Source organism: Nocardia mangyaensis (genome assembly GCF_001886715.1).
GTDB lineage: Bacteria > Actinomycetota > Actinomycetes > Mycobacteriales > Mycobacteriaceae > Nocardia > Nocardia mangyaensis.
In genome coordinates, this window is the sequence record NZ_CP018082.1 from 217,299 (window position 1) to 236,861 (window position 19,563).

Annotated in this window: 22 protein-coding genes, 3 tRNA genes and 1 pseudogene; 9 read left to right on the forward strand and 17 right to left on the reverse strand. The window is 68.2% G+C overall.

Annotated features, from left to right (window positions below; genetic code table 11):
• Positions 1 to 22: 22 nt before the first annotated feature.
• From rsgA to BOX37_RS00985, 6 genes are all read right to left on the reverse strand, one after another.
• On the reverse strand, positions 23 to 1,057 hold the full coding sequence (gene rsgA / locus BOX37_RS00960) for a ribosome small subunit-dependent GTPase A (protein WP_071925799.1): 1,035 nt from the start codon (positions 1,055 to 1,057) through the stop codon (positions 23 to 25).
• A 263-nt stretch (positions 1,058 to 1,320) separates the two neighbouring features.
• On the reverse strand, positions 1,321 to 1,854 hold the full coding sequence (locus BOX37_RS00965) for a hypothetical protein (protein ID WP_240505161.1): 534 nt from the start codon (positions 1,852 to 1,854) through the stop codon (positions 1,321 to 1,323).
• A 63-nt stretch (positions 1,855 to 1,917) separates the two neighbouring features.
• Positions 1,918 to 2,976: a galactofuranosyltransferase GlfT1 gene (gene glfT1 / locus BOX37_RS00970; RefSeq protein WP_240505162.1), complete on the reverse strand. Its 1,059-nt coding sequence runs from the start codon at positions 2,974 to 2,976 to the stop codon at positions 1,918 to 1,920.
• A 70-nt stretch (positions 2,977 to 3,046) separates the two neighbouring features.
• A complete protein-coding gene (wzt, locus tag BOX37_RS00975; RefSeq protein ID WP_071925800.1) occupies positions 3,047 to 3,880 on the reverse strand; it encodes a galactan export ABC transporter ATP-binding subunit Wzt/RfbE in 834 nt (277 codons plus the stop codon).
• Between the two features lie 12 nt (positions 3,881 to 3,892).
• A complete protein-coding gene (gene wzm / locus BOX37_RS00980; protein WP_071931082.1) occupies positions 3,893 to 4,720 on the reverse strand; it encodes a galactan export ABC transporter permease subunit Wzm/RfbD in 828 nt (275 codons plus the stop codon).
• A gap of 342 nt (positions 4,721 to 5,062) precedes the next feature.
• Positions 5,063 to 5,641: a bacterial proteasome activator family protein gene (locus tag BOX37_RS00985; protein ID WP_071925801.1), complete on the reverse strand. Its 579-nt coding sequence runs from the start codon at positions 5,639 to 5,641 to the stop codon at positions 5,063 to 5,065.
• A gap of 86 nt (positions 5,642 to 5,727) precedes the next feature.
• On the opposite strand from BOX37_RS00985, the gene BOX37_RS00990 reads away from it, so the two are divergent.
• Positions 5,728 to 6,930, forward strand: coding sequence for a cysteine desulfurase-like protein (locus tag BOX37_RS00990; RefSeq protein WP_071925802.1), 1,203 nt, complete (start codon positions 5,728 to 5,730; stop codon positions 6,928 to 6,930).
• Between the two features lie 90 nt (positions 6,931 to 7,020).
• Here the strand turns inward: BOX37_RS00990 and BOX37_RS00995 are convergent, their stop codons facing one another.
• Together BOX37_RS00995 and BOX37_RS01000 are read right to left on the reverse strand one after the other, a co-directional pair.
• The gene (locus BOX37_RS00995) at positions 7,021 to 8,010 is read right to left on the reverse strand and encodes an NAD(P)H-quinone oxidoreductase (protein WP_071925803.1); all 990 of its coding nucleotides are present in this window, start codon (positions 8,008 to 8,010) and stop codon (positions 7,021 to 7,023) included.
• A gap of 83 nt (positions 8,011 to 8,093) precedes the next feature.
• Entirely contained in the window at positions 8,094 to 8,660 is a 567-nt protein-coding gene (locus BOX37_RS01000) for a TetR/AcrR family transcriptional regulator (RefSeq protein ID WP_071925804.1), read from the reverse strand.
• Between the two features lie 86 nt (positions 8,661 to 8,746).
• On the opposite strand from BOX37_RS01000, the gene BOX37_RS01005 reads away from it, so the two are divergent.
• The 4 genes from BOX37_RS01005 to BOX37_RS01020 all read left to right on the forward strand — a co-directional run bounded on the left by BOX37_RS01005 (position 8,747) and on the right by BOX37_RS01020 (position 10,916).
• On the forward strand, positions 8,747 to 9,316 hold the full coding sequence (locus BOX37_RS01005; protein ID WP_071925805.1) for a hypothetical protein: 570 nt from the start codon (positions 8,747 to 8,749) through the stop codon (positions 9,314 to 9,316).
• A 39-nt stretch (positions 9,317 to 9,355) separates the two neighbouring features.
• Entirely contained in the window at positions 9,356 to 10,153 is a 798-nt protein-coding gene (locus BOX37_RS01010; RefSeq protein ID WP_071925806.1) for an SDR family NAD(P)-dependent oxidoreductase, read from the forward strand.
• Between the two features lie 133 nt (positions 10,154 to 10,286).
• A tRNA-Ser gene (locus BOX37_RS01015) sits at positions 10,287 to 10,377 on the forward strand.
• 107 nt (positions 10,378 to 10,484) lie between these two features.
• Complete coding sequence (locus tag BOX37_RS01020; RefSeq protein WP_071925807.1) at positions 10,485 to 10,916, forward strand: hypothetical protein; 432 nt, start codon at positions 10,485 to 10,487, stop codon at positions 10,914 to 10,916.
• A 94-nt stretch (positions 10,917 to 11,010) separates the two neighbouring features.
• Here the strand turns inward: BOX37_RS01020 and BOX37_RS01025 are convergent, their stop codons facing one another.
• From BOX37_RS01025 to hisC, 3 genes and pseudogenes are all read right to left on the reverse strand, one after another.
• Positions 11,011 to 11,769 carry a PRC and DUF2382 domain-containing protein gene (locus BOX37_RS01025; protein WP_071925808.1) on the reverse strand — a complete coding sequence of 253 codons (759 nt, stop codon included), beginning with the start codon at positions 11,767 to 11,769 and terminating at the stop codon, positions 11,011 to 11,013.
• 118 nt (positions 11,770 to 11,887) lie between these two features.
• On the reverse strand, positions 11,888 to 12,994 hold the full coding sequence (locus BOX37_RS01030; RefSeq protein ID WP_071925809.1) for a nitric oxide synthase oxygenase: 1,107 nt from the start codon (positions 12,992 to 12,994) through the stop codon (positions 11,888 to 11,890).
• 300 nt (positions 12,995 to 13,294) lie between these two features.
• Positions 13,295 to 14,383: pseudogene (gene hisC / locus BOX37_RS01035) on the reverse strand (histidinol-phosphate transaminase); the annotation flags it as partial.
• 89 nt (positions 14,384 to 14,472) lie between these two features.
• Between hisC and BOX37_RS01040 the strand changes: the two are divergent.
• The 3 genes from BOX37_RS01040 (at position 14,473) to BOX37_RS01050 (ending at position 15,499) form a co-directional block, all read left to right on the forward strand.
• Positions 14,473 to 15,210, forward strand: coding sequence for a dienelactone hydrolase family protein (locus BOX37_RS01040; protein WP_071925810.1), 738 nt, complete (start codon positions 14,473 to 14,475; stop codon positions 15,208 to 15,210).
• Between the two features lie 92 nt (positions 15,211 to 15,302).
• Positions 15,303 to 15,392: transfer RNA gene (locus BOX37_RS01045), tRNA-Ser, on the forward strand.
• 34 nt (positions 15,393 to 15,426) lie between these two features.
• Positions 15,427 to 15,499 (forward strand) — tRNA-Arg (locus tag BOX37_RS01050).
• Between the two features lie 14 nt (positions 15,500 to 15,513).
• Here the strand turns inward: BOX37_RS01050 and BOX37_RS36015 are convergent.
• The 4 genes from BOX37_RS36015 to BOX37_RS01070 all read right to left on the reverse strand — a co-directional run bounded on the left by BOX37_RS36015 (position 15,514) and on the right by BOX37_RS01070 (position 17,406).
• Positions 15,514 to 15,795 carry an ATP-grasp domain-containing protein gene (locus BOX37_RS36015; RefSeq protein WP_156910681.1) on the reverse strand — a complete coding sequence of 94 codons (282 nt, stop codon included), beginning with the start codon at positions 15,793 to 15,795 and terminating at the stop codon, positions 15,514 to 15,516.
• Positions 15,796 to 15,823: 28 nt separating this feature from the next.
• Positions 15,824 to 16,264, reverse strand: coding sequence for a DUF4189 domain-containing protein (locus BOX37_RS01060; protein WP_071925811.1), 441 nt, complete (start codon positions 16,262 to 16,264; stop codon positions 15,824 to 15,826).
• A 60-nt stretch (positions 16,265 to 16,324) separates the two neighbouring features.
• A complete protein-coding gene (locus BOX37_RS01065) occupies positions 16,325 to 17,050 on the reverse strand; it encodes a maleylpyruvate isomerase family mycothiol-dependent enzyme (RefSeq protein ID WP_071925812.1) in 726 nt (241 codons plus the stop codon).
• Positions 17,051 to 17,193: 143 nt separating this feature from the next.
• Complete coding sequence (locus BOX37_RS01070) at positions 17,194 to 17,406, reverse strand: DUF998 domain-containing protein (RefSeq protein ID WP_084760531.1); 213 nt, start codon at positions 17,404 to 17,406, stop codon at positions 17,194 to 17,196.
• Between the two features lie 137 nt (positions 17,407 to 17,543).
• Between BOX37_RS01070 and BOX37_RS35700 the strand changes: the two genes are divergently transcribed.
• Positions 17,544 to 17,672: a hypothetical protein gene (locus BOX37_RS35700; protein WP_276207229.1), complete on the forward strand. Its 129-nt coding sequence runs from the start codon at positions 17,544 to 17,546 to the stop codon at positions 17,670 to 17,672.
• 9 nt (positions 17,673 to 17,681) lie between these two features.
• Here BOX37_RS35700 and BOX37_RS01075 read toward each other — a convergent pair whose 3' ends face one another.
• Positions 17,682 to 18,170: a very short patch repair endonuclease gene (locus BOX37_RS01075; RefSeq protein ID WP_276207230.1), complete on the reverse strand. Its 489-nt coding sequence runs from the start codon at positions 18,168 to 18,170 to the stop codon at positions 17,682 to 17,684.
• A complete protein-coding gene (locus BOX37_RS01080) occupies positions 18,167 to 19,300 on the reverse strand; it encodes a DNA cytosine methyltransferase (RefSeq protein ID WP_071925813.1) in 1,134 nt (377 codons plus the stop codon). The genes BOX37_RS01075 and BOX37_RS01080 overlap by 4 nt, the downstream gene beginning before the upstream one ends.
• Positions 19,301 to 19,563: the final 263 nt, after the last annotated feature.

A 19,563-nucleotide genomic window follows, 5' to 3' on the forward strand; every position in this document is an offset into this window, starting at 1 on the left:
AGCGTGGTGATCACTCGCCCAGTCAGCGGTGACCGCGGGCTCGGTAGTGGCGGCGCTGGAATTTGGTGATGTCGCGCCAGACCTTTTCGCGTTCGGCGGCCAGGCGTTTGTCGGTTTTGGCTGCTTGGTACTCGTTCTCCTTGGCGAGTTTGCGGTAGCTGGCCAGGCGGCGTTCGGGCAGCGTGCCGTTGTCGACGGCGGCCAGGACCGCGCAGCCGGGTTCGGACTCGTGCGCGCAGTCGGTGAAACGGCAATCGGCGGTGAGGGATTCGATATCGCTGAAGGTCTTGCTGAGGCCCTCGGCGGCGTCGTGGAGGCCGATGCCACGCAGACCTGGCGTGTCGATCAGCGTGCCGCCCCCGGGTAGCGCCCGCAATTCCCGGTGCACGGTGGTGTGGCGGCCCTTGCCGTCGACCGCGCGCACCGCGTTGGTGGCGAACACCTCCTCGCCGAGCAGCGCGTTGGCGAGGGTCGACTTGCCCGCGCCGGACGGACCGATCAGCGCGACGGTGCCGTCGAGCAACGCGGTCAGCACATCCAGCCCCACCTCGGCGGCGGCGCTCACCGCGAGTACCGTCGCACCGGGCGCGATCGCGCGCACCACGTCGAGTGGGATGTCCTCGGCCGCATCGGCTTTGGTGAGCACCACGATCGGCTGGGCGTTGCTCTCCCAGGCGAGGGCGAGCATGCGCTCGATCCGTCCGAGGTCCACATCGCCGTCGGCGGCGGTGCAGATCAGCACGGTGTCGACATTGGCGGCCAGCACCTGGGCGACGGATCGACCCGAGACCGACGACCGGACGATCGCTGAGCGTCGCGGCAACAGTTGTCGCACAGTGCCTTCGGAGTCGAGGCCGACCCAGTCGCCGGTACACAGACCGGTGAGGTCGCGGGTACAGGTGGCCCTGGCCGGTCCGCTCGGTGTCGCCACATCGCATTCGCTGCGGTCCATCCGGACGATCCGGGCCGGTGTGCGATCGGGGTCGAGCTGGGGGAGGTATTCGTTGGCTACGGCTTCGGTCCAGCCGTAAGGGACGAGACGGTCGTAGTCGACCATGATGGGTAATCCTTCGTCGGGTGCCGAACCCGAACGAGCGGATTCAGCGAGGTGAGGTGATGTCCGGAGCAACCAGGGCGGGTGCACAAGCGCGCCGCCCGGGCACGGCAATCCACACGTGTGTGCTCACGGACATCCACCTCCTCTCCAACGTTCGACCTCGACTCTGCCCCACGGCCCGAGGACTCCGCAACTGATTTTCGTACCGCCGGGAGTAGCCGCCCCCCGGTGGTCACGGCCGAGCCGCGACCAGCTCGGCCCGACTACGGCACGAAGATCTCGACCGACTGCGGCAGGTTCGGCCGGTCGGTGCGGACGGTCAACTGCACCCGGCCCGGTCCGGTGTCGGCGAGCACGATCTCTGGCGAATTGTTCGTGCGCGCGGCGGGGACGAACCGGGTCACCGAACCGGTGTTGCCGTGGTCGAGGTTGTGCCATTCGACGACGAGGTGCACGTCGCAGGCCAGCACGGTCGGCGCCCAGGTGCCCAGCGGGGAGAAGCCCTGGCCGATCCGCAACACCACCGCGTGGGCGGCGCCGGGTGCCTCGGTGTACTCGGCGAGTGGGCCGTCGAACGCGTTGCCCGACACGTTCAGAATGCCCACGCAGACGCCGTCGCCGAGGAAGGCGACCGGGGCGGTCCGTACGTCGGTCATCGCGCAGGTACGCGGGCCCACATTGGACCAGCCGAGCCGGCAGGGGTCGGCGGCGTGCGCGGTGCCCGGCGCGGCGAGACAGAGCGCGGCGCCGGCGAGCACGGTCGCCGCGGCGGATGCGAAACTCTTTCTGAAGGTCACATCTCGCATCGTAAGACGGAACCGCCGCTCTTTACCAGAGCGAACTACCCTGAGTTTCCGGGGCTATTCGGGTTTGCCGAAATGCTCGTTGCGGCCAAGGGAGCGCAGCCGGAACCATTCCTTGAGTCCGGCCGGATCGCGGCGGGTCACCAGGAAGAACCAGGAGAAGCGGATCCACTCCTGCGGCAACAACTTCCGCATGCCCGGCTGTGACATCAGGTAGCCGCGGTTGCGATAGGTGAAATAGCGCTTCACCGGGTCGTCCGGGTATTGGGTGTGCATACGACCGCCGAGGATCGGCTTGAATTCCTCGGCGCCGTTGGGATGCAGGTAGGCGGTCTGCAGGCAGGTGCCGAACGGCAGACCCGAGCGGACCAGCCGACGATGCACCTCGACCTCGTCGCCGCGCACGAACAGGCGCAGGTCGGGCACGCCGATCAGGTCGACGGCCTTGGCCGAGATCAGCGCCCCGTTGAACAGCGAGGCGATGCCGGGCAGGAAGTCCTCGTCGCCGAGCTCGGAGCGCAGCCGCCGCCACACCACGCCGCGACGCAGCGGGAAGGCGAGACGGTCGGGTTCGTCGATGTCGCAGACCACTGGCGAGACCTCGACCAGATCGTGCCTGCGCGCGCAATCGATCAGCGTGGCCAGCACCTCGGGGCCGTCGGGGCGGCCGTCGTCATCGGCCAGCCAGACCCAGTCCGCGCCGAGGGTGAGCGCGTGCAGCATGCCGAGGGCGAAACCGCCCGCGCCGCCGAGATTGTGCCGCGAACCCAGGTAGGTCGCCTCGATCGGCTGCTGGGCGACCAGCTCCGCGACCGCGTCCTCGTTGGCGTTGTCGACCACGATCAGATGGTCGACGGGCCGCGACTGCGAGGCCAGCACCTTCAACGACTCGGCCAGCAGTTCCCGGCGCTTGTGCGTGACGACCACCGCGACGATCCGCGCCTGGGGGCCGGTCTCGGTCCGCAGATCGGCCAGTTCCGCGCCCTCGGGCAGCTCGGCGTCATCGGGCAGGACCGCCGCGGGTTCGACCGGGGCATCGGTCGCTTCCAACCGGTCGGTCATGCTGAACCCGCCGGGCACACTGGGCTGGCTCTTCTCCGGCCGTTGACCGCTCATGCGGTAACTCCGGGCATGCTCGGACGGCCTCCGTGGTTACGCTGCGCTGCCGCCTCCGGCCGTTGACCGCTCATGCCTGGTTCTGCTCCAGTTCCTTCTCGCCCGTCGCACCCTCGGTCTCCAGTTCACGCAGCACCTGTGCCACGTGATTACCCGCCTCGGGACCCTCGTACGCTCGCACAACTTCTTCGATTCCGCCGTGCAAGCGGATCTGCCCGTGGTCGATCCACATCGCGGTATCGCAGAGCTGGGCCAGGAACTCGTTGGAATGGCTGGCGAAGACCAGGATGCCCGAGCGCGCGACCAGCGACTGCAGCCGGGTGCGGGCCTTCTTCATGAACTCCGCGTCGACCGCGCCGATGCCCTCGTCGAGCAGCAGGATCTCGGGGTCGATGGAAGTCACCACGCCCATCGCCAGCCGCACCCGCATGCCGGTGGAGTAGGTGCGCAGCGGCATCGACAGGTACTCACCGAGTTCGGTGAAATCGGCGATCTCGTCGATCTTGGCCAGCATCTGCTTACGCGTCTGCCCGAGGAACAGACCGCGGATGATGATGTTCTCGTAGCCGGAGATCTCCGGGTCCATGCCGACACCGAGGTCGAACACCGGGGCCACCCGGCCGCGGATGCGGGCACTGCCGCGCGAGGGTTCGTAGATACCCGACAGCAGCCGCAGCAGCGTCGACTTGCCCGCGCCGTTGTGGCCGACCAGACCGATCCGGTCGCCTTCTTTCAGCGAGAGGTTGATGTCGCGCAGCGCCTCGACGACCACCACATCGGAGCTGTTGCGCCCGATCGCGCCGCCCGCCTTGCCCAGGAACGCCTTCTTCAGCGACCGCGACTTGGCGTCGAAGATGGGGAACTCGACCCACGCCTCATGGGTTTCGATACTCACACGGCTCATCGGAGTCTGCTCCTAAACCCAGTACGGGACGCGGGCACGGTACTGCTTGAGCGCCAGGATCGCGACGATCCAGCCGATCAGCGTGATCACGCCGACGATCACCCAGTGCCGCAGCGCCGACGGTTCGCCCAGCAGGGGGGCGCGCACGATCTCGAGGTAGTGGAAGGTGGGCACGATCTCGACCAGCCGGGCGCGATCGCTCATCCCGCCGACCGAGTTCTCCAGCGCCTTCGTCGACCACATGACCGGGGTCAGCACGAACAGCATCAGCGTCATCGAGCCGAGGATCGGGGCGATGTCGCGGTAGCGGGTGGCGAAGATGCCGAACGCGATCGAGATCCACATCGCGTTGAGGAACAGCAGCAGGACCGCGGGGATCACCAGCAGCACCGAGGCGTCGAGATCACGCCAGATCGAGAACACCGCCAGCAGCAAGAGGTAGATCGCCGCATTGTGGAGGAAGAAGAGGAATTGTCGCCACACCAGTCGATAGACGTGCACGCTCAGCGCCGAGGGCAACTGCTTGATCAGACCCTCATTGGCGATGAATACATCGGAGCCGTCGAGAATCGCGGCACTGATGACATTCCAGACGATCAGGCCGATCGTCACATAGGGCAGATACTCACTGATCGGCTGATTGAGCAAAGTCGAATACAGCAGGCCCATCGCCAGCGCCTGCAGACCGGTCGCGATGGTGATCCAGAACGGACCGAGTACCGACCGGCGATACCGCTGCTTGATGTCCTGCCAGCCCAGCGACAACCACAGCTCGCGTTGATGGAGGCCCTCGCGCATGTCCTTGAACGCGCGCTTGAACGTCTGCGAGTCCGACACCATCGGGGTTGTGACGACCAGCGGTGCGTCGGCTGTGTGCTCGGCTTCGGCTACTTCGGTCAGCTCGCGCTGGACGTCGGTGGCTGAACCGTCGGTGTTGTCTTCGGAAGGCACGGGGCTCTCTTCGGGACGCGCGTCACTCTGGTCGGAGACCGATTCGGGGCGAGCGGAGGCGGCGGGCACGGTCCCCGACACTACAGTGTTGTATTCCGGCTGGCGCCGGGTGTTCGCGGCCCCGAGGGCCCCGATCTTCCCTCCCGCCGGGTACTCCTTCGTCGCACCCTCTGGTCAGTCCAGATCGGGGCCGGCCGCGAACCCGCCTTCGGCGGTTCAGGGTGACCGGCTCTACAGGTATTGCCCGCCGCCGACGTGACCGCCCGCTTTGGGATCGACGGTGTGCATGCCCGGCGGCAGCGCCCCTTGACGCATCTGTTCGAGCTGGGCGCGCGCGGCCATCTGCTGGGCGAACAGCGCGGTCTGGATGCCGTGGAAGAGGCCCTCCAGCCAGCCGACCAGCTGGGCCTGGGCGATGCGCAGTTCCGCGTCCGAGGGCACCGACTCCTCGGTGAAGGGCAGGGTCAGCCGTTCCAGCTCCTCGCGCAGCTCGGGGGCCAGGCCCTGCTCGAGCTCGCGGACCGAGGACTTGTGGATCTGCTTGAGGCGCGAGCGGCTGGCGTCGTCGAGCGGTGCCGCGCGCACCTCTTCGAGCAACTGTTTGATCATGGTGCCGATGCGCATCACCTTGGCGGGCTGCTCGACCATGTCGGCCAGCGACTCGCCGCTCCCGTCGTCGGCCTTCTCGTCGTCGGGGACGACCTGTCCGGTGAAGGCGGCCGCGCCATCGGCGTCGGCGGGCACGGTGAGCGGACGGCCGTCGGGACCGATCACGACGATGGATTCGGGGACATCCTCCGAGTGCGTCATATCCCCATCATTGCGTGTGTGTCGGCTTCGCGCGAAAACCCCCACGCGGTTACCCCGCGAGGCCCGCTGCCCTTAAAGTGGCCTCCATGACTTATGACGTCGCGAGGGTTCGGGGCCTGATACCGTCCCTCGGCGACGGCTGGATCCATCTTGACCCGCAGGCGGGGATGCTGGTTCCCGATTCGGTATCGCGTGCCGTCTCAACGGGTTTCCGTACCTCCTCGTTTTCGCACATCGGCCGCCACGGTGCGGCGACACGCAGCGGCGCCATTCTCGACGCCGCCCGCGAGGCGGTCGCCGACCTGGTCGGCGGAGATCCGGCCGGCGTCGTGCTCGGACCCGATCGTGCGGTGCTGCTGGCCTGGCTGGCGGAATCGCTGAGCTCGCGCCTTGGCCTCGGTACCGGCATCGTGCTCTCGCGCCTCGACGACGAGGCCAACGTCGCGCCGTGGCTGCGCATCGCCAACCGCTACGGCGCGCACGTGCGCTGGGCCGAGGTGGAGATCGAGACCTGCGAGATGCCGTCGTGGCAGTTCGAGGAACTGATCGGCCCGACCGCGCGCCTGGTCGCGCTCACCGCCGCGTCCCCGATCGTCGGCTCCGCGCCCGCGGTCCGGGTGGCCGCCGACCGGGTGCACGACGTCGGGGGCCTGCTGGTCGCCGACGCGTTCGGCGCCGCGCCGTACGCGCTGATCGACATCGACGAGCTCAACGCCGATGTGGTGGCGCTGAGCGCACCGTCGTGGGGCGGCCCGCAGGTGGGCGCGCTGGTCTTCCGCGACCCGGCCTTCCTCGACCGGATCCCGTCGATGTCGCTCAATCCCTATGCCAAGGGCGCTGAACGGCTCGAGGTGGGCGGACACCAGTACGCCCTGCTGGCCGGGCTCACCGAGTCGATCGACTTCCTCGCCGCGCTCGACGATCGCGCCACCGGCACCCGTCGCGAGCGGCTGGAGATGTCGATCACCTCGCTGCAGGACTACCACGATCAGCTCTTCGATCATCTGATGCAGGTGCTGGAGAAGGTCGAGGGCCTCACCGTGATCGGCCGCGCCTCCACCCGCATCCCCACCGTCAGCTTCACGATGGCCGGGATGCAGGCGGAGAAGGTGGCGGCCAAGCTCGCCGACAATCGGATCGGCACGGTCAGCGGGGTGCACGGCGGGAGCCGGTTGCTCGACGCGCTCGGGGTCAACGACGAGGGTGGCGCTGTCACCATCGGGCTGGCTCCCTATACGACTCGCTACGAGATCGACCAGCTCGGCCGCGCGCTCATCACCCTCGAGTAGACCCGCCGACCACCACCGGTGACGTCGGCGTCGCGGTCGGCGACCGGCCCTCCCGCGGGGTGACCACGAGCGCGGTCCCGACCGCGTCGGTCAGTCGCGGAGACGCAGGATCACCTTGCCGAAGGTGTCCGGCTCGTCGAGCATCTCGTGTGCCCGCGCCGCCTCCGCGATCGGCACCTCCGCCGAGATCACCGGAACAACGTCACCCGCGGCGACCTGCGGCCACAACTGTGCTCGCACCGCCGCCACGATCTCGGCCTTGCTGCCGACGCCGGTCCGCGGCCTGCTGCGCACATTGGTGGCGTGCACCGTGCCCCACTTGCGCAGCAGCGCACCCAGGTTCAACGTGCCGTTGACGCCGCCCTGCATGCCGATCACCACCAGCTGCCCGTGCGGGGCCAGTGCCTCCACATTGCGCTCCAGATACGTCGCGCCCATGTTGTCGAGAATGATGTCGGCACCCGCCGGCGACTCGCTCGCGATCACCTCGACGAAGTCCTGCGTCCGATAGTTGATCAGCACCTCGGCCCCCAATTCGGCGCACCGGGCCAGCTTCTCGTCCGACCCCGCCGTCACCGCCACCCGCGCACCGCACCGCCGAGCCACCTGAATCGCGTGCGTCCCGATCCCACCCCCACCACCGTGGAGCAACACCAACTGCCCAGCCCGCATCCCCGCGGTCATCACCAGGTTCGACCACACCGTGGCCGCCACCTCGGGCAGCCCCGCGGCTGCGACGGGATCGAGCCCGTCCGGGATCGGCAGCAGTTGGGTGGCCGGCACCGCGACCACCTCCGCGTACCCGCCCCCCGACAGCAGCGCGCACACCCGATCGCCCACCTGCCAGTCGGTCACTCCCGTCCCGAGCGCGACGATCGTCCCCGAACACTCCAGCCCCAACACCGAACTCGCGTCAGCGGGCGGCGGATACAACCCCCGCCGCTGCAACAGATCGGCCCGGTTCACCCCCGCCGCGATGACCTCGACCAGAACTTCCCCTGGCCCGGGCTCCGGATCGACCGTCACGGTCCACTCCATCACCTCGGGCCCACCGAACCCATTCAACTCGATTGCGTGCATGGATACCGATCCTCCACGCGCCGATGCCCGACCGCGAGCACCCACACGGAAATATCGTCACCGATCTCGCACGGCTGCCGGGGTCAGTTCGGCCCGGGTCGATCGGAGGCGGCGGTGAGGCTGCGTACGAGCAGGTCGATGACCGCTCGCTTGTCCGCGTCGTCGCGCTGATGGGTGAGAAGTCCTTCGATGACGAAGGTCCCGATGGCCGACATGGCCGGGAGGTCGGTCTCGGTGACTCCAGCGGTGCGGAGGTTGTCGGCGAACAGCGCGTCGGCCAGCTGGTGGAACGCGGTGTGCCAGGTGTCGATGGCGGGGGAACTCGCGGCGCGGGCGTGCACGGTGTTGACGAGCCCGCGCAGCTGCTCCAGCTGGTCGACCACCCACAGCAGGCGGTCGTTCAACGACAGGCTGTCGATCGCCGCGTAGGCGGCGAGTGCCTCGGCCAGGACGCGGTCCAGGACCTCGATGAGCAACTCGTCCTTGTCCTTGAAATACCAGTAGATCGTATTGACAGTGACTCCCGCGCTCTTGGCGATCCGCGCCGTGGACGCGGATTCGAAGCCGTCGTCGATGAGCAGGCGTTGCGCGGCGGCGATGATCTCCTCGCGCTTCTCCTCGCGATTCTGCGGGCGTCGATTCCTTGGCACTTCACCACCCTATCTTGAGCGGCACTCAAGAAGGCGCTACGCTTCTTGAGCGACGTTCAAGATCTTTCGAGATGAGGCTGGTTCCCATGGACACCGACAACGCGGCCGCCGAGCTGCGCCGGCTCGACACCAGCGAGCTGCTCGCGCTGTTCACCGATCTGGAAGCCCCCACGATCGCCGAGATCGACGGCGAGTACACCGCCGCCCTGCTCGCCCAGCCGAATCTGTTCGCCATGGTGACCGGAAAAGTGGCCGTGGCCAACCCGCTCGGGCCGTGGCTGTGCAAGGCATTCCGGCCCGTCGACGCCAACGGCGGGCGCGGCTACAACACCTTCCGCGAGTTCGGGCGGGTCCGGCAGCGCTACCCGATGCGCACGCTGATCGCCCCGTCGCGCTACGACGGCGCCCCGGCCTACACGCTCGTCTATCGCGCCTACACCTCGATGTGCGGGTCGATCCACATGGTGGACGAGCTACGCCGTGCCGCGCCCGGGGTCTACCTGGGCATGGGCACCTGGGGATTCACCGACGCTCAGCGTCGCGTCCCCCGGCCCTTCCTGCTCACCGGCCCGGTCGGTGAGTACCGCGGCGACATCGGCACAGCTCGGCCCGACTTCACCCCCGGCCCCCGCGAGCTGCCCGGCCCACCTGCCTGACGACCCCCACCTCTCGACCCCCACCCGAGCGAAGGAACCATGACCACATCCCCCCGCACCGCCCTGATCACCGGCGCGTCCGCCGGCATCGGCGCGGCATTCGCCCACCATCTGGCCGCAAGCGGCTACCAGCTGCTACTCGTCGCCCGTCGCGCCGATCGCCTGCAGGAGCTCGCCACACAGCTGGCCGAACGCCACGATGTGCGCTGCGAGGTTTTCGCCGCCGACCTCACCGACCCCGCTGCCCCCGCCGCGATCGTGGACCACGCCGAACAGCAGGGCCTGGACATCGACGTCCTGATCAACAACGCGGGCCTGTCGGGCAAGACCGCGTTCGCCGACACCCCGTGGGACGCCCTGGCCGGGGAGATCCAGCTGATGGTGACCGCCCCGACCGAACTCGCCCACCTGGTCATCCCCGGCATGAAGGAGCGCCACTGGGGCCGCATCGTCAACCTGTCCTCGGTCGCCGCGTTCGCCCCACCCGGCGCCGGCCTGCTCTACACCGGCGTCAAGTCCTACGTCCTCAACGCCTCGCAAGCCCTGGATATGGAACTCAAACCCCACGGCATCCATGTCACCGCCCTGTGCCCCGGCTTCACCCGCACCGAGTTTCACGATGTGATGGGCACTCGGGACAAGGCCGACCACCTGCCCGGCATCCTCTGGCAGCAGCCCGACGCCGTCGTCACCGAGGGCTGGGCAGCCGTGATGAAAGGCAAACCCGTGTGCGTCCCGGGTACCGTCAACAAGATCTCCGCCGCCGTCATGAAGCCCCTGCCCATCCGCCTGGGCTACCTCGTCGGAAAGACCTTCAACCCCTTCAAGGACAGCTGAAGTCGGTCACCTCTCGGGTGCCGGCCCAGCGCCCCAGTCGCCCGCCACGACGATCCGCACCTGAGCTGGTCGCGATGGCGGGCGAGCCCGGAATCGCGACGAGACGGACGGCTCAGCTAAGATCCCCCAGCAGGGAGATGTGGCAGAGCGGCCGAATGCACTCGCCTTGAAAGCGAGCGTGGCGTAAAAAACCACCGGGGGTTCAAATCCCTCCGTCTCCGCCATTGTCGGGTCGGGGCCTGACGAAACACTTCGTGCCGGGCCCGCCCCGTCTGCAGATTGTGAGTCGTCATCATCGAGCGGCGACGAATGTGTGCGAGGGGGAATTCTCATGACCGGTCCCGTGCCCGGGTTCGCCGTTCCGGCGCCGCCACAGTTCCGCACCGTCCCGGGCCAGACCGGGATCACCGTCTACGCCTGGAAGATGCCGATCGCCTTCGGCATCGGGGTGAAGATTCGAGTCAACGGCTATCCGGTCCCGAATGCGCAGTGGGGGGCCAACTTCGTGCCGGGTCCGCCCGGTGTACACACGGTGACCGTCGATTCGAGTCAGCTGGGGATGGAGTACGGCGGCGGCGCCGTCGCGCTGCAGGTTTTCCCCGGATACGCCACCGAGGTCCACTACACGGCGCCTGCGAACACGTTCGCGAAGGGCGCGCTCACGCCCGAGCGCCGGAGTGCGCCCGGTCAGGTGCTCGGCTACATCGGCATGGCTGTCTGCGTCCTGCTCCTGGCGTTCTCGGTGTACCGGTTGGTCAGCTGATCGCCCAGCCGCCGCGCTCGCGGTGGCCGCGAGTGCCCCGGCCGATCACCGATGATGCCCGGCCGGGGCGGCGAAGGTGCCGTCCGTCACCTGACTAGGTCCGGCGCGGATCGTCCTGCACTCCTTCGGTTTCCACGCGTTCCTTGCGTACGGTGCCGGACACCTGCTGCTCGTCGTCGACCTCGTCGACCGCCAGCCGCACCCGCTCGACGGGAACGGCCTCCTTGTCGACGTGCACCTGATCGGCGTGCAGAAGGACCTCGCGTTCCTCCTCGCCGATCTCGGTCGGCCCGCGCTCGCCGGTGATCGGCTCACGTTCGACGCGGACCTCCTCGTGCGTCGTGGGCACCGTGAAGGTCTGCTCCTCCTCCACGACGTACTTGCGCAGCCGGGCGGTGCCGACCTCCTCGCTGTCGGTCTCGACGCGCAGCTGTTCCTCCGAGCGGATGACCGAATCCTCGGCGCGTTGGCCGTGCGTCATCGGTTCGTCGGCACCGGGCCGAATCTGCTGACGGCCGTAGGTGTTCCAGCCCGCGGCCCGCGGATCGACATGGTAGTGCGCGAACAGTTCCTGCTCGGCTGCCGGACTGATCCGGCCGCCCTCGTCGAGATGCGGCGCGGATTTCACCTCGTTCTTGTCGACTCGAAGGCGCAGCGCGTCCTGGTCGGGTTGGTGCTCGGCGCCGGCCAGCGGCACCAGGGAGTCGCCGTGGAACAGCCCGGTCGAGACCGAGGCCCAGGTCGGCGAACCCGTCGCGTTCTCCAGATAGATCTGCTTGACCTTGCCGATCTTCTCGCCGTGCGCGTCGTACGCGGTCGCGCCGATCAGGGAATCCAAGGTTGCTCTGCTCATCGTGATCCCTCCTACCGGGAGCCATCCGGGCTCCGCTGGGTTGTTGGTGATCAGCTACGTGGCAGCAAATACCCGGTCGGTTTCGGGCCAAACACCCCCGGTCAGGGGCCGGATTCACTCAGTCCCTGCGGACGAAGTTGGGGCGCACGTCCAGGTCGGGCGGGTCGTAGTAGCGGTGGAAGGTGGGCGTGAGTCCGGAGGAGATCGGCGGGTTGACCCAGCTCCAGTCGGTGGGACAGGCCCGGCCGGCGGATTCCTCGCGCTGGACGTGGTCGCAGAACTGCTTGGCGACCGTGTGATGGTCGACCATGTGCACTCCCGAGGTGCGGAAACTGTGCAGGACAGCGTGATTCAGTTCGATCAGGGCCTTGTCGCGCCAGAGCGTGCGCACCGATGAGGTGTCCAGACCCATCATGTCGGCGATCAGGGGGAGCATGTTGTAGCGGTCGCTGTCGCTGAGATTGCGCGCGCCGATCTCGGTGCCGACGTACCAGCCGTTGAACGGGGCGAAGGAGTAGGTGACACCGCCGACCTCGAGGTCCATGTTCGAGACCGCGGGCAGCGCATGCCATTTCAGGCCGAGCCCGGCGAACCACGGGTAGTCGGGGTGGCTCAGCTCGACTTCGCGAACGAGTTCGCGGGGGACGTCGAAGTACTGCAGGTCCTCGGTGGGCGTGCTGATCAGAACGGGCAACACGTCGAAGGGTGTCCGCTCGCCGTGCCAGCCCAGCGCGAGTGCCTGCTCGGTGGCGGCGATATTGGCCGGATCGCCGGTGACGGTGCCGTCACCGTTGCGGTATCCGGCATAGCGGATCAACTGGGAACTCTCGATGCGGTATTCGGCACCGCCGGGATCACGCGGGGGGCCCACCGTGATCATCGACTGGATGGCGCCGCCATTGGTGGCCAGTCGTAGATGTTGCCAGCACACTTCGGAAAGCTCGTGCGCGGAAGTAACTCGGCGCGCGTCGAGCAGTTTCAGCGACCGCCAGTGTTTGCGGCCCACGCAGCGAGCGTGGTTGCGCCAAGCCAGTTTCGCGCCGATCAATATCTCCTCGGCGGTCTGTCGATAGGTGCCGGTTTCGCGCAGTTCGGCGAGTGCGCCGAGGCGTCGCTGGGTGGGCAGATGCCCGAGTTCGGGGTTGCGGAAGAACTCGTCGCATTCGCGCAGCCGACGGTCGAGCTCGGTGTCGGGTGTGGTGACGAGATCGCTCGTGTCGTCCAAAGTAGGTGCGGTGGTGGGCTTTTCGCAGACAGCAGGGCGGGAGCGTTGGTTCACGGTACATCTCCGGTCGGGCAGCGGGTGCAGGGCCGTGCGGGCGGACCCGAGATGCGGGTCGATCGCCCGCCGAGAACACTCCGCTCGACCGGTGGCGCGCGCCGACCAGGTAATCGACCGATCATCGCCCCGTGCATATTCGTCCTGTTCGAACACCGAAATCAGCGTGAGATCAGCCTACGACCGGTGTGCTGGCGGTGTGCTCGAAATCGCGGTAATGCCCCCTGGACTCGCGTCAAGGGATGCTGACCGTGTGCTGGTCTGACGGAATGGGGCGGCCTCCGGGCCGGTGGCGAAGGCGAGGAACTGGTCGTTCTCGTGCGGATCGCCGATCGTCACCCGCACGCCGTCTCCGGCGAACGGGCGGACCAGTACCCCCGCCGCCGCACTGGCCTCGGCGAATTCCACGGTGCGCGCGCCCAGCGGCAGCCACACGAAATTGGCCTCGCTCGGTGGCATCGCATAGCCCGCGGCGAGCAGCGCCGAGCGCACCCGGCCGCGCTCGGCCACCAGCAACTCGGTGCGATCGAGCAGTTCGCCACGCGCCTCCAGCGAGGCGATCGCGGCCGCCTGCGCCACCCGGTTCACGCTGAACGGGATGTGCACCTTCAGCAGCGCGGTGATCACCTCGGGATCGCCCACCGCGTATCCCACCCGTAGTCCGGCCAGACCGTAGGCCTTGGAGAAGGTGCGGAGCACGACCACGTTCGGCCGGGTCCGCGCGATCTCGACGCCGTCGGGGCGCGTCGCCGGGGTCAGTCGCAGGTACTCGTAGTAGGCCTCGTCGAGCACGACGAGCACGTGCGCCGGCACCCGGTCGAGGAACCGCTCCAGCTCGGCACGGCCGTGCGCGGTGCCGGTCGGATTGTTCGGGTTGCAGACGAAGATCAGCTTGGTGCGCTCGGTGACCGCCGCGGCCATCGCGTCCAGATCGTGCAGATGGCCCTCGGTCAGCGGCACCGGCACCGCGGTGGCATTACCCACCTGTGTGACGATCGGATATGCCTCGAACGAGCGCCACGCGAAGACCACCTCGTCGGTGGGTGCGTCGCAGGTGATCTGCACGAGTTCCTGGCACAGCGCGACGCTGCCGCAGCCGACCGCGACCTGGGCGACACTCACGTCGAGGAACCCCGCCAGCGCCGTCCGCAGCTCGGTGACCTGATTGTCCGGGTACCGGTTGGCCTGCTCAGCGGCCTCCGCGATCGCCTTGGCCGCGCTGGGCAGCGGGCCGAAGGTCGTCTCGTTGGACGCGAGCTTCACCGCATCGGGGTGGTTACGACCGGGAACATAGGCCGGGATGGTGGCGAGGTCGGGCCGGATGTGCGCTGTCACGCCTCCACCCTACGATGATCGGCCGGCTCGGCGCGCGGCGCGGCCGACAAGGTCTACCCAAGTCCAGTTCCGGCGCCTACGCTGGGTTTATGCCGGGCACTTATGACGATGTCGCCCCACTCCGGCCGGTGGAGCCCACCGCCGAGGCGCGCGGCGTGGACACGATCGGATCCGCGAGCCGCACCGGTGTGCCCATCACCGTCGTCGAGCCCGAGCGCATTGCCCGCGGTGGCATCGTCGTCCTGCACGAATCCAGGGAATTCTCGCCCCAGCTGCGCGAGTTGATGAAGTCGCTGGCGTTCGAGGGCTGGATCGTCATCGCCCCGCACCTGTTCGACCGCAGCACCGACGATGGAGTGCGCGAGGTGTTCGGCGAGGAACTCTTCGACGATTTCGACGCGGGCTTCGACTGGCTCACCCGCCGCGGGGTCTTCCCCGACACCATCGGCGTCCTCGGCTTCGACACCGCGGGCACCGCCGCTTTCCTCGTCGCCACCAATCGACCGATCGGCGCCGCGGTGAGCGTGGCCGCGCCAGGCATCCTCGAGCCGCTGCCGGATCAGGACACCGCCTTGGTCGATGTCGCCGCCGATCTCCAGGCGCCCTGGCTCGGCCTGTTCGGCGCCGACGACCCGGCCACCCCGCCCGAGGCCGTCGACCGTCTCCGCGACGCGACCGCTCGCGCGAATGTGGCCAGTCTCACCATCAGCTACTCCGGCCTCGGCCACCGCGTCGATCGCCCCGATCCCGACGACGATGCTGCCGCCGCGATCCAGATCGATTCACAGACCCGCATCTACGACTGGTTCGACAGCAACTTACGCTGATTGACCAGGCGTTTTGGACTACCATGACTGCTCGTGTAATCTTCATTCCCGGCGGTTCGACAAGGACCGGTGCCCTCGAAGAGAAGGCTCCAGGAGGCGTGCCAGAGCGGCCGAATGGGACTCACTGCTAATGAGTTGTCCCTTCACGGGGACCGGAGGTTCAAATCCTCTCGCCTCCGCCACACCCCGGTTCGCCGGGTAACAACTGAAGACCATGCGCCCGTAGCTCAACGGATAGAGCACTTGACTACGGATCAAGAGGTTAGGGGTTCGAATCCCTTCGGGCGCACAACAATTCGCCTCCTACCAGTGCAAACCGGTAGGAGGCGAGTTTCGTTTCCGGGTGATCCGGGCAGGATCACCTACTTTCCCCTTGCAAACGAACCCACACTTTCCGGGATATGCGAGCCGGACCGGTGGCAACGCCCAGGTGGCGTCGGACCCGAGGAGCTCGTGGCGGGGCACACAGGCACGGGCGAGTACCTCGAGAACGCGCACTGGGTCGCATCCGTACATGCCCGCTCCGAATGCGCAATTGGCTTCGACGACCGCCCACCCGCGTCCTTCGATGAGGCCGACATCGATGACATCGGTGGGGCGCCACCAATGTTCCTCACTCGGTGGGTTGTTCGGGCGCGAAGGATTCGAGGGCGCCGACGCCGAGGGCGGCGTTCTGGCACACGGAGTTGACGACGCGAGGTTGTGGGCCCGAGTTGACGCCGACGGCGTTCGCCGCGGCTACGCCTCGGGTAGTGGCCCTGGCCCACGACCAGTTCTTGTTGGTCGCGCGGGCGACGGCGGCGCAGTAGCCGCTGGCGGCGGTGACATACGGTCTGCAGTCGCTTTTCTTGCAGGCCTTTTTCGCGGCCTTTTCAGCGGCACGTTGGGTCGGGTAGTTCCATGCCGCGGCGGTTACGCCGGTCTGGCGCGAGATGGCGATCGACGCGTAGAGGGTTGATTCGGCCGATGCGGGGGCAGTGGTGACGGTGGCTCCGATCCCTGCCAGGGCTACGACCGAGGCGAGCTTGAAACCAAGTGTGGCAAGAGATTTCATGCACTTGATGATCGGCGGTGGCGGTTGTGGAATTCTTGGCGGCGGCTGTTGGCCGGATCGCTATTTCCAGGCGGGCAGTGGCGGCAGCGGCCCGGTGAGGTCGCTGCCCGAGCTGCGGCCGAGTAACCAGGCCAGCAGGGCGGAGGCTGGGCCGAGGACGGTGTGGTGGGGGCGGCCAGGGCCTACGGTGGCGATGAAATCGGTATCGGTGGACTGGATGTCGAAGGTGGGGGTGGCTGCGGGGAGCACCTTGGCGGACAGGTCGATGACGGCTTCGGGGAGCAGGCGGGCGACGAAGGCGGCGGGCCAGTCGGCGGGGGTGTAGCCGACGTCGAGGTCGACGTGGTGGATCTCGGTCTCGCGCAGTCGCATCCACGGGATCTGGTCGGCGGTCAGCTCGCCACCCTGGCGGTTGCGCACCACCGCGTGCCAGTCGGCGGCGGGCATCGTGGTGGCGACCGCCTGCCAGCGGTGCGCCGAGGCGGTGAAATCGTCGTGCTGCACCTCCAGCGAGCGGGGTGCGCCCGCGACGATGTCGGCATCGCGCACGGCGCCGCTGGGGTACTGCGGGATCTCGATGCCGGTGCGCGCCCAGAGCAGCAGGTTCAGCAGGCTGTCGGCATTGCGGGACAGATGGGCGAGGACATGGCCGCGCGTCCAGCCGGGTAATTGGGACGGCTCGGCCAGCGCCGCGTCGGTGAGCGTCCCGATCGCGGTGTCGAGGCGTGCGGTGGAGGCGGCGACCTGGGTGAGCAGGTCGGTGGGAGTAGCCGTTTCGCTGGTCACGGGGTCGAGCGTAGTTGCCCGGGTCCGCGCGCATCGGCATTCAACCGGTCCTGATACCGGCCTGTGGACAACCGTGAACCTGTGGACAACTGTGCGGATTTCGCCATCGAGGCCAGCGGCCAAGAGCACCGCCGTGTGAGGATTCAACCAGCGATGATCGCGGCGGCGGCCAGGGTGCTGGTCAGCGCGTGTGGGTGATGCAGTTGCGGAAACAGGCCGCTGTCACCGCCGCACGTGCTGTCGCCGGGATCGCAGTCGTGCAGGGGGAACAGTGCGTCGGCGATGGTCGAGGCACCGAAACACAGGAGGGCGACCCAGCCGATCGTGGTCAGCCGACGGCGCGGGAAGACGAGCAGTCCACCCGGCGCCGACCCGCGACCTCACCGGTGGATCGGGCGCGTCGAGTCGCTCGCACGTGGTTGCGTCAGCGTGCGCACAGGTTGTTGTCAGGTTCACCGGGCAGGCTGGACACCGAAACGATCGGGAGGTCCAGATGAGCTACGTGATGGCACTGGCAGGGTTCGCCACGGTCTCGGCGATGGCGGTGTCGAGCTACATCGCGGCCAACGCGCCACGCTCGCTGGTCAAGGTGCGGGTGCACAGCGACCCGCGTCGGCGCTGATCGCCGATATCAGCCGGTCGAGCCCTGATTCCGGCGAATCAGGGCGACGATCTGTTCAGCGGCGGCCTGGGGGTCCTCGTGTTCCCACACCCGCACGACCCGCCAGCCCGCTGCGGCCAGGGTGGCGTCGGTGGCACGGTCGCGGGCCACATTGCCAGCCAGTTTGTCGGCCCACCATTGCGCGTTGTTCTTCGGATCCGTGGCGTGTTCCGGGCAGCGATGCCAGAAACAGCCGTCGACGTAGACGGCGACCCGCTGGCGGGGAAACACCACATCCGCGCGGCGACGCTGCCCCTTGATGGGCGGACGATCGACGAAATAGCGCAGGCCCGCGCGATGGAGTTCGCGCCGCAGCGCCAGTTCGGGTGCGGTGCCGGTGCGCCGCTGCTGGGACATGCGCGCCTTGGTCGCGGCGTCGATCGGTGCGGGACGGCTCGGGGTCGACCGGGGCGCCGGAGTCTCGTCCGATGGCCGGTCGGCACCGCGCCGCGCGCTCATGCCGCCCAGCCGCCCATGCGGTCGAGGTGGTCGCGGACATCGTCGAGGAAACCCGGCGGGAACCGTAGGTTTCCCATGGACGTGCGGCGCAGGAAGCCCGCGGTGGCGCGGGGCGAGAGCAACCGGGGTTCGGTGAGGAAATTCTTCAGGTCTTCGTAGGGCTCGTGGACCGGCCAGGTCGACAGCGGGACGCGATGCACGACGCCCGCCCGACCCCAGGCCGCGGTCGGCCACGGCTGGCCGGGGCGCAGCGGTTCGCCCTCGGTCAGCGCGGTGAGCGGGGCGGCCAGTCGCTCGCCGACCCAGTTCGCCATCCGCACACTCACCGCGTTACCCACCAGCTTCCAGCGATGCCCGTGCCGCACGCCGGGCACGTCGAGGGCTGGCGCGGTCCACTCGGCGTCGAACCCCTGTAATCGCTCGCCGTCGACGATGCCCGGGGTGACGATCTCGCCCGCGGGCAATCGGACCGCGGGCGGACTGGCGATCCCGAGACCCGAACCTCCTTTGAGGGTCGGCACCGCGTTCACCGCCCAGCCGAGCCCGCGCACGCCCTCGGTCCAGTAGAAGCCGCACGGATCGCGGTCGGGGTCACCGTAATCGCGCGGGCCCGCGTCGTCGCCGAACAGGACCGGACGGGGGTCCTCGGTGCGCGAGGCCAGCATCAGCACGCGCTGACGCCGCTGCGGCAATCCGAACGCGCGGCCGTCGACGACCCGGTACGCCCACATGTACCCGAGTTCCTCCAGCGCGGTGGTGATGTGACGCATGGCCGCACCACGGCCGAGTTGGAGCATGAACGGGACGTTCTCGATCAACAACCAGCGTGGACCGCGTTGCCTACGGACCAGGCGGAACACCTCGTCCACCAGACCCGAACGGCGACCGGTGATTCCCGCGGTCCGTCCGGCCTGCGACAGATCCTGGCAAGGGAATCCGGCGGCGACGAGTTCGGTGCCGGCGGGGAGGGAGCGCAGGCGGGTGATGTCGCCGTGCAGCGGGGTATCGGGGAAGTGGGCGGCGAGCACGCCCTGTGCGCCGGGGTCGATCTCGCACAGCAGCTCGGACGACCAACCATTCCTGCCGAGGCCGAGTTCGAGTCCGCCGATCCCGGCGAACAACCCGACCATCCGCGTCAAAAGAACTCCTGTGTTCGGAGGTCTGCCGTTCAGCGACCCGCTGTTCACGCCTGCGGCGCATTGTATCGGGCGGCGAACGGTGGGCCGGGGCGTGCTCGAGGGCGGTTGCCCGGGACGGGGGCGCGGGTTGTCTTCGGAGGGGCAAAGCGGCCCTACAGCGCGGATCGTCGGGCATTGGCGCGGGCTGGGGTGGTGTTGACGGTGGGTTCTGCCGGGTGGTGGATCGGGACTGGTTGTGGCTGGTGGGAGTGGGT

Excerpts from the sequence above, each read along its gene's own strand:
- wzt (WP_071925800.1), bottom strand. The coding sequence starts at position 3,880 with ATGAGCCGTGTGAGTATCGAAACCCATGAGGCGTGGGTCGAGTTCCCC.
- glfT1 (WP_240505162.1), bottom strand. The coding sequence starts at position 2,976 with ATGAGCGGTCAACGGCCGGAGAAGAGCCAGCCCAGTGTGCCCGGCGGG.
- BOX37_RS01020 (WP_071925807.1), top strand. The coding sequence starts at position 10,485 with ATGACCGGTCCCGTGCCCGGGTTCGCCGTTCCGGCGCCGCCACAGTTC.
- BOX37_RS35700 (WP_276207229.1), top strand. The coding sequence starts at position 17,544 with ATGAGCTACGTGATGGCACTGGCAGGGTTCGCCACGGTCTCGGCGATG.
- BOX37_RS01080 (WP_071925813.1), bottom strand. The coding sequence starts at position 19,300 with ATGGTCGGGTTGTTCGCCGGGATCGGCGGACTCGAACTCGGCCTCGGC.
- BOX37_RS01060 (WP_071925811.1), bottom strand. The coding sequence starts at position 16,264 with ATGAAATCTCTTGCCACACTTGGTTTCAAGCTCGCCTCGGTCGTAGCC.
- BOX37_RS01025 (WP_071925808.1), bottom strand. The coding sequence starts at position 11,769 with ATGAGCAGAGCAACCTTGGATTCCCTGATCGGCGCGACCGCGTACGAC.
- BOX37_RS00985 (WP_071925801.1), bottom strand. The coding sequence starts at position 5,641 with ATGACGCACTCGGAGGATGTCCCCGAATCCATCGTCGTGATCGGTCCC.
- BOX37_RS01010 (WP_071925806.1), top strand. The coding sequence starts at position 9,356 with ATGACCACATCCCCCCGCACCGCCCTGATCACCGGCGCGTCCGCCGGC.
- rsgA (WP_071925799.1), bottom strand. The coding sequence starts at position 1,057 with ATGGTCGACTACGACCGTCTCGTCCCTTACGGCTGGACCGAAGCCGTA.
- BOX37_RS01075 (WP_276207230.1), bottom strand. The coding sequence starts at position 18,170 with ATGAGCGCGCGGCGCGGTGCCGACCGGCCATCGGACGAGACTCCGGCG.
- BOX37_RS00990 (WP_071925802.1), top strand. The coding sequence starts at position 5,728 with ATGACTTATGACGTCGCGAGGGTTCGGGGCCTGATACCGTCCCTCGGC.
- BOX37_RS00995 (WP_071925803.1), bottom strand. The coding sequence starts at position 8,010 with ATGCACGCAATCGAGTTGAATGGGTTCGGTGGGCCCGAGGTGATGGAG.
- BOX37_RS01040 (WP_071925810.1), top strand. The coding sequence starts at position 14,473 with ATGCCGGGCACTTATGACGATGTCGCCCCACTCCGGCCGGTGGAGCCC.
- BOX37_RS01005 (WP_071925805.1), top strand. The coding sequence starts at position 8,747 with ATGGACACCGACAACGCGGCCGCCGAGCTGCGCCGGCTCGACACCAGC.
- wzm (WP_071931082.1), bottom strand. The coding sequence starts at position 4,720 with ATGGTGTCGGACTCGCAGACGTTCAAGCGCGCGTTCAAGGACATGCGC.